The 5,207-nt window shown below is 64.0% G+C and carries 5 protein-coding genes; all 5 read right to left on the bottom strand.

The window, feature by feature from the left end:
• Nucleotides 1–1,049 (bottom strand): GTP-binding protein (locus tag KGM94_RS23180; RefSeq protein ID WP_300264485.1); only part of this gene is annotated, 1,049 nt, incomplete at its 3' end.
• A 34-nt stretch (nt 1,050–1,083) separates the two neighbouring features.
• A complete protein-coding gene (gene rpsG, locus KGM94_RS23175) occupies nt 1,084–1,554 on the bottom strand; it encodes a 30S ribosomal protein S7 (protein ID WP_300264483.1) in 471 nt (156 codons plus the stop codon).
• 15 nt (nt 1,555–1,569) lie between these two features.
• Nucleotides 1,570–1,941 carry a 30S ribosomal protein S12 gene (gene rpsL / locus KGM94_RS23170; protein ID WP_007603006.1) on the bottom strand — a complete coding sequence of 124 codons (372 nt, stop codon included), beginning with the start codon at nt 1,939–1,941 and terminating at the stop codon, nt 1,570–1,572.
• A gap of 757 nt (nt 1,942–2,698) precedes the next feature.
• On the bottom strand, nt 2,699–4,693 hold the full coding sequence (locus KGM94_RS23165; protein WP_300264481.1) for an ABC transporter ATP-binding protein: 1,995 nt from the start codon (nt 4,691–4,693) through the stop codon (nt 2,699–2,701).
• Between the two features lie 130 nt (nt 4,694–4,823).
• On the bottom strand, nt 4,824–5,207 hold a 384-nt coding region (locus tag KGM94_RS23160), incomplete at its 5' end, for a methyltransferase domain-containing protein (protein WP_300264479.1).

Below are 5,207 nucleotides of genomic sequence, written 5' to 3'. Positions count from 1 at the left end.
CGCTCCTTCTTCTCGCGCGTCGAGTTCACGACGCCGGTGCCGGAGGCAAGGACGCCCGAATAGATTCGGCAGAAGGTGATGGTGCCGACGAAGGGATCGTCCATGATCTTGAACGCGAGCAGCGCGAGCGGCTCCTTGTCGTCCGCCTTGCGCACGACCTCGTTGCCCTTGTCGTCGGTGCCCTTGATCGCGGGCACATCGAGCGGCGACGGCAGGTAGTCGACCACGGCGTCGAGCAGCGGCTGCACGCCCTTGTTCTTGAAGGCCGAACCGCACAGCACGGGATAGAAGGCGCCGGTCAGCACCGCCTTGCGGATCAGCCGCTTCAGCGTCGCCTCGTCCGGCTCCTTGCCGTCGAGATAGGCGGCCATGGCGTCGTCATCGAGCTCGACGGCGGCTTCCACCATCTTCTCGCGGTATTCCTTGGCCTGGTCGACGAGATCCTCGGGAATGTCGACATAGTCGAACTTGGCGCCGAGCGCCTCATCGTTCCAGATGACGCCCTTCATCTTCACGAGGTCGACGAGGCCCTTGAAGTTGCTCTCGGCGCCGATCGGAAGCTGGATCGCGACGGGCTTGGCGCCGAGGCGGTCGACGATGTCGGACAGGCACTTGAAGAAGTCGGCGCCGATCTTGTCCATCTTGTTGGCGAAGACGATGCGCGGAACCCTGTACTTGTCGCCCTGGCGCCAGACCGTCTCGGTCTGGGGCTCGACGCCCTGGTTCGAGTCGAGCACGCAGACGGCGCCGTCGAGCACGCGCAGGCTGCGCTCGACCTCGATGGTGAAGTCGACGTGGCCGGGGGTGTCGATGATGTTCAGGCGCTTGCCGTTCCAGAACGCGGTGGTCGCAGCCGAGGTGATCGTGATGCCACGCTCCTGCTCCTGCTCCATCCAGTCCATCGTCGCGGCACCTTCGTGCACTTCGCCGATCTTGTGGCTCTTGCCGGTGTAATAGAGGATGCGCTCGGTCGTGGTGGTCTTGCCGGCGTCGATATGCGCCATGATACCGAAGTTGCGGTAGTCCTCGATGGCATGTTGGCGGGGCATGGGGTCGTTCCTTGCGAGTCCGTGTGTGTCGCCGTTACCAGCGATAGTGCGAGAAGGCGCGGTTGGCTTCGGCCATCCGGTGCACGTCTTCACGCTTCTTGACGGCGTTCCCCCGGTTGTTCGATGCGTCCAAGAGCTCCGCCGAGAGCCGCTCGGTCATCGTCTTCTCGTTGCGCTCGCGCGCAGCCGCGATCAGCCAGCGGATCCCCAGAGCCTGCCGGCGGACCGAGCGAACCTCGACCGGGACCTGGTAGGTCGCGCCGCCGACGCGGCGGGAACGCACCTCGATCGTGGGCATGACGTTCTCGAGCGCCTGCTCGAACACGCCGAGCGGGTTCTGCTTGGTCTTGGCTTCGATGATGCCGAATGCGCCGTAGACGATGCCTTCGGCGACCGACTTCTTGCCGGCGTACATCACCGAGTTCATGAATTTCGTGACGACGATGTTCCCGAACTTCGGATCGGGCAGGACTTCACGCTTTTCCGCAGAATGGCGACGAGACATGGAAGAGGTTCCCGCTTACTTCGGACGCTTTGCGCCGTACTTCGAACGGCGCTGCTTACGGTTCTTGACGCCCTGGGTATCCAGCACGCCGCGGAGGATGTGGTAGCGCACGCCGGGCAGGTCCTTGACGCGGCCGCCGCGGATCATGACCACCGAGTGCTCCTGGAGGTTATGGCCCTCACCCGGGATGTAGCCGATCACCTCGAAGCCGTTGGTGAGGCGCACCTTGGCGACCTTGCGCAGTGCCGAGTTCGGCTTCTTCGGCGTCGTGGTGTAGACGCGCGTGCACACGCCGCGCTTCTGCGGCGACTGCTGCAGCGCCGGCACCTTCTTGCGCGACTTCTGCACTTCCCGCGGTTGTGCGATCAGCTGGTTGATCGTCGGCATCCTGGCCTTCACCCTTTATCTTGCCGCGAGACCCGCAAAGGCCCCGCAAATTCTTCTCCGGACTACCCGCCCGACGGGGCCGCCGTACGCGAAAACGAGCCGCGCAAAGCGAAATTGCGCCAACCGCTCCATCGCTGAGCGGAAAGCGCTTCGACGCCACAGAGGACCGCAGTCTTTGACCGATCAGCGATTCAGCCGCCGGCCGCGCACCGAGGTCATGCATCCGAGTTCGATCTCAAGAGGACGTGCTCAAGAGAACTAAAATCGTCCTGGCATTGCCTAGCTATGATCGACAGCGTTTGAGCGGCATTCGTCGAGGGTGGTGCCCGCTTCGACGGCCCAAGAGGACCAAGCGGGTGTTCCGTTCCGACGTTGGCGACGCTCACCGCCTGTCGTTAAGTGAGGCGCTTTCTATAAGTGAGAATCGGTCAAGTCAAGGCGAAACCACGGCAGAAGAAGCGCTTCTTTCGCCTGCAGAATTGGCTGTTCGGCCCCTTCGCCGGACTCCACGCAGACGGGTTTTCGTGAGCCTGTCCGCCAGTTTTTATCCGGGCAAAATATACTTTTATAATTGAAATTAAGACTTTCTTTCGCGTTCCGACGTCCGCTGGCGGGTTCGGCGCCCGAGAAGTACGCCGGCGCGAGGTCGCAGACAACTGTCGCTCCGAAGTTCGGCCACGGCCGGCGGGTCAGGAGAACCTGACGTCGCGGGTCAGCCGGCACCCATTGCGCCAGCTCGGGACACGCCCCCGCCCGCTCACTCCTCGTCGTCTTCCTCATCATTGTCTTCGTCGTCGGCCTGGCGGGCGGCGCCGTGCGGCTGGTGGAGCTGGTCGTTCCACAGCTTGCGATAGACGCCGTTCCTGGCCAGCAGCTCGGCGTGCGAGCCGCGCTCGATGGCACGGCCGCCCGAGATCACGATGATCTCGTCCATCTCGACCACGGATGTCAGCCGGTGGGTCGACCAGATCATGGTGCGGCCCTTGGCGATCTTCAGCAGCGTGCGGTTGATCGCGGCTTCCGTGGTCTGGTCCAGCGCCGAGGTCGCCTCGTCCAACAGCAGCACCGACGGATTGCGGATGATTGCGCGCGCGATCGCGATGCGCTGGCGCTGGCCGCCCGACAGCGTATCGCCGCGCTCGCCGACAGGGGTGTCGTATTTCTGCGGCAGACCCATGATGTAGCGGTGGATCTCGGCCTTCTTCGCCGCCTCCTCCACCTCCTCGTCGGTGGCGCCCTCCTTGCCGAGCCGGATGTTCTCGCGGATCGACATGTTGAACAGCATGTTCTCCTGGAACACCACCGCCATGCTCCGGCGCAGCGAGTCCAGCGTCACCTTGCGGACGTCGACGCCGTCGATGGTGATGCGCCCCTCGTCCGGCACGTAAAGCCTCAGGATCAGGTTGAGCAGCGTGCTCTTGCCCGAGCCCGAGGGACCGACGATCGCGATGCTCTTGCCGACGTCGAGCTTGAGGCTGAGATTGTCCAGCACCGGCGTCAGGCTGCCTTCATACTGGAAGGTGACGCGGTCGAAGGTGATGTCGTGGGTGATCCGCGGCAGGTCCGGCGCGCCGGGGCGGTCGGCACCGCGCGTCGGCTCGTCCAGGAGCTCCTGGATGTGGCGGATGGCGGCCGCCGAGGAGATCGACACCGGGATGAAGTGCATCACGTGCGCGATGTTGTAGGAGACCTCCCAGAACGCGCTCTCGAAGGTGACGAAGGTGCCGATCGTGATCTGGCCCTTGGTGGCCAGGTAGGCGCCGATCGCCAGCACCACGAGGTGCAGCAGCAGCACCGAGATCGTCACCGTCCGCTCCACCATGGTCGACAGGAAGGCCGCCGAGGCGATCCTCTTGCGCGTCTCGTCGTTGCGGAAGGTGAAGAAGCCGAACATCTTGCGCTGCAGGCTGAACGCCTTGATCACCGCCTGCGCCGCGACGTTTTCCTGCACCATGCCGAGCAGCGTCGATTCGTTCTGCTTCTGCTCGTAGTTCGCCTGCACCGCCTTCGGGGTCAGGATGCGCGGCCCGATCAGCGTGATCGGGAACACCAGCAGCGCAACCACCGCGAGCTGCCAGTTCAGAAACAGCATCAGGATGATGCCGGCGATCAGCTCGAGGAACGGCAACGCCGCGCTGTTGGCGAAGGTCTTGACCGAGCCCTCGAACGCCGAAAGGTCGACGGAGAAGCGCGACAGGATCTCGCCGCGCCTGGTGCGGCCGAAATAGGCCGCCGGCAGGTCCTGGACGTGCTCGAACAGCCGCTTGCGCACGTCGGAGATGATCGATGCCGCGAGCCGCGCATCCCAGCGCTCGTACCAGACCGCGACGATCGAGGTGAAGATGCCGGCGACCGCGAGCGCGCCGAGAATCTTGTACAGCGCCTGAAAATCCTCCTCGCCGAGCGCGTCGTCGATCAGGAACTTCAGGCTGAGCGGCATGATGACGTTGAAGAGCGTCTCGACGAGCACGCCGAACGCCACGAATGTCAGCATTCGCTTGTAGCTGCCGAGATAGGGCCGGACGAAGCCGAGGATGGTTGAAAGCGCGCCGGCGGCTTCGCGGGCGGTGAAGACGACGAGGTCCTCGTCCTCATCGTCGTCCTCGATCTCGAGGAGCTCAGCCTCCTCTTCCTCGTCGTCCTCCTCTTCCGCCTCCGGCCTGGCTGCGGACCCGAGCTCATCGTCAAGCACGGCCACCGCTTCCGCAGTCGCGGGCTTCTGTTTGTCCGACGAGGAAGGCCTTTGCGCCATGAAACCAACCGATGCTGTACGGCCGGCATGACCGCAGAAAGATCGAGCGAATAGCGCAAACCGCTATACCGGCGATTCTATGCGATCGAAATGAATTCGGCAAAACAATTGGGTCGACCGGCCAACGCCGCTAGTCGTCGTCCTCGACCTTGTCGAAGAAGGAGTAGCGCAGGCTGTCGGCGTCGGCGTACCACTGGCCCGGCCCCTTGTTGGCCGCCAGCGTCGCCGCCCAGAGCGCGTCGGTGCAGTCACTGCGGTGCATCGACAGGTCGAAGCCGTTGCCGAAGAACAATTCCGACCACTCCCACCAGGTGCCGAGCTTCTTGACCCCGCGCAGCAGGTCGTAGCGGTCGATCAGCGCCGGCGCCATGTCGGAGGTTACCGAGCCGAACACCAGCCCGGTCTTCACGACGCGGTTGAGTTCGCGCACCGCGCGCGCGACCTGCTTTTCGGCGACGTGACACAGGCTGGTCTCGAACACGAAGTCGAACTCGTCGTCCTTGAACGGCATGTC

This window comes from Bradyrhizobium sp., assembly GCF_028868675.1.
In the GTDB taxonomy this organism is placed as follows: Bacteria; Pseudomonadota; Alphaproteobacteria; order Rhizobiales; family Xanthobacteraceae; genus Bradyrhizobium.
The sequence above is the reverse complement of the archived record's forward strand: the minus strand, read 5'-3'. Positions and strand labels throughout refer to the sequence as shown.

What these genes read in the sequence shown, in the direction of transcription:
- rpsG (WP_300264483.1), bottom strand. Translation starts at nt 1,554, where the DNA reads ATGTCTCGTCGCCATTCTGCGGAAAAGCGTGAAGTCCTGCCCGATCCG.
- KGM94_RS23165 (WP_300264481.1), bottom strand. Translation starts at nt 4,693, where the DNA reads ATGGCGCAAAGGCCTTCCTCGTCGGACAAACAGAAGCCCGCGACTGCG.
- rpsL (WP_007603006.1), bottom strand. Translation starts at nt 1,941, where the DNA reads ATGCCGACGATCAACCAGCTGATCGCACAACCGCGGGAAGTGCAGAAG.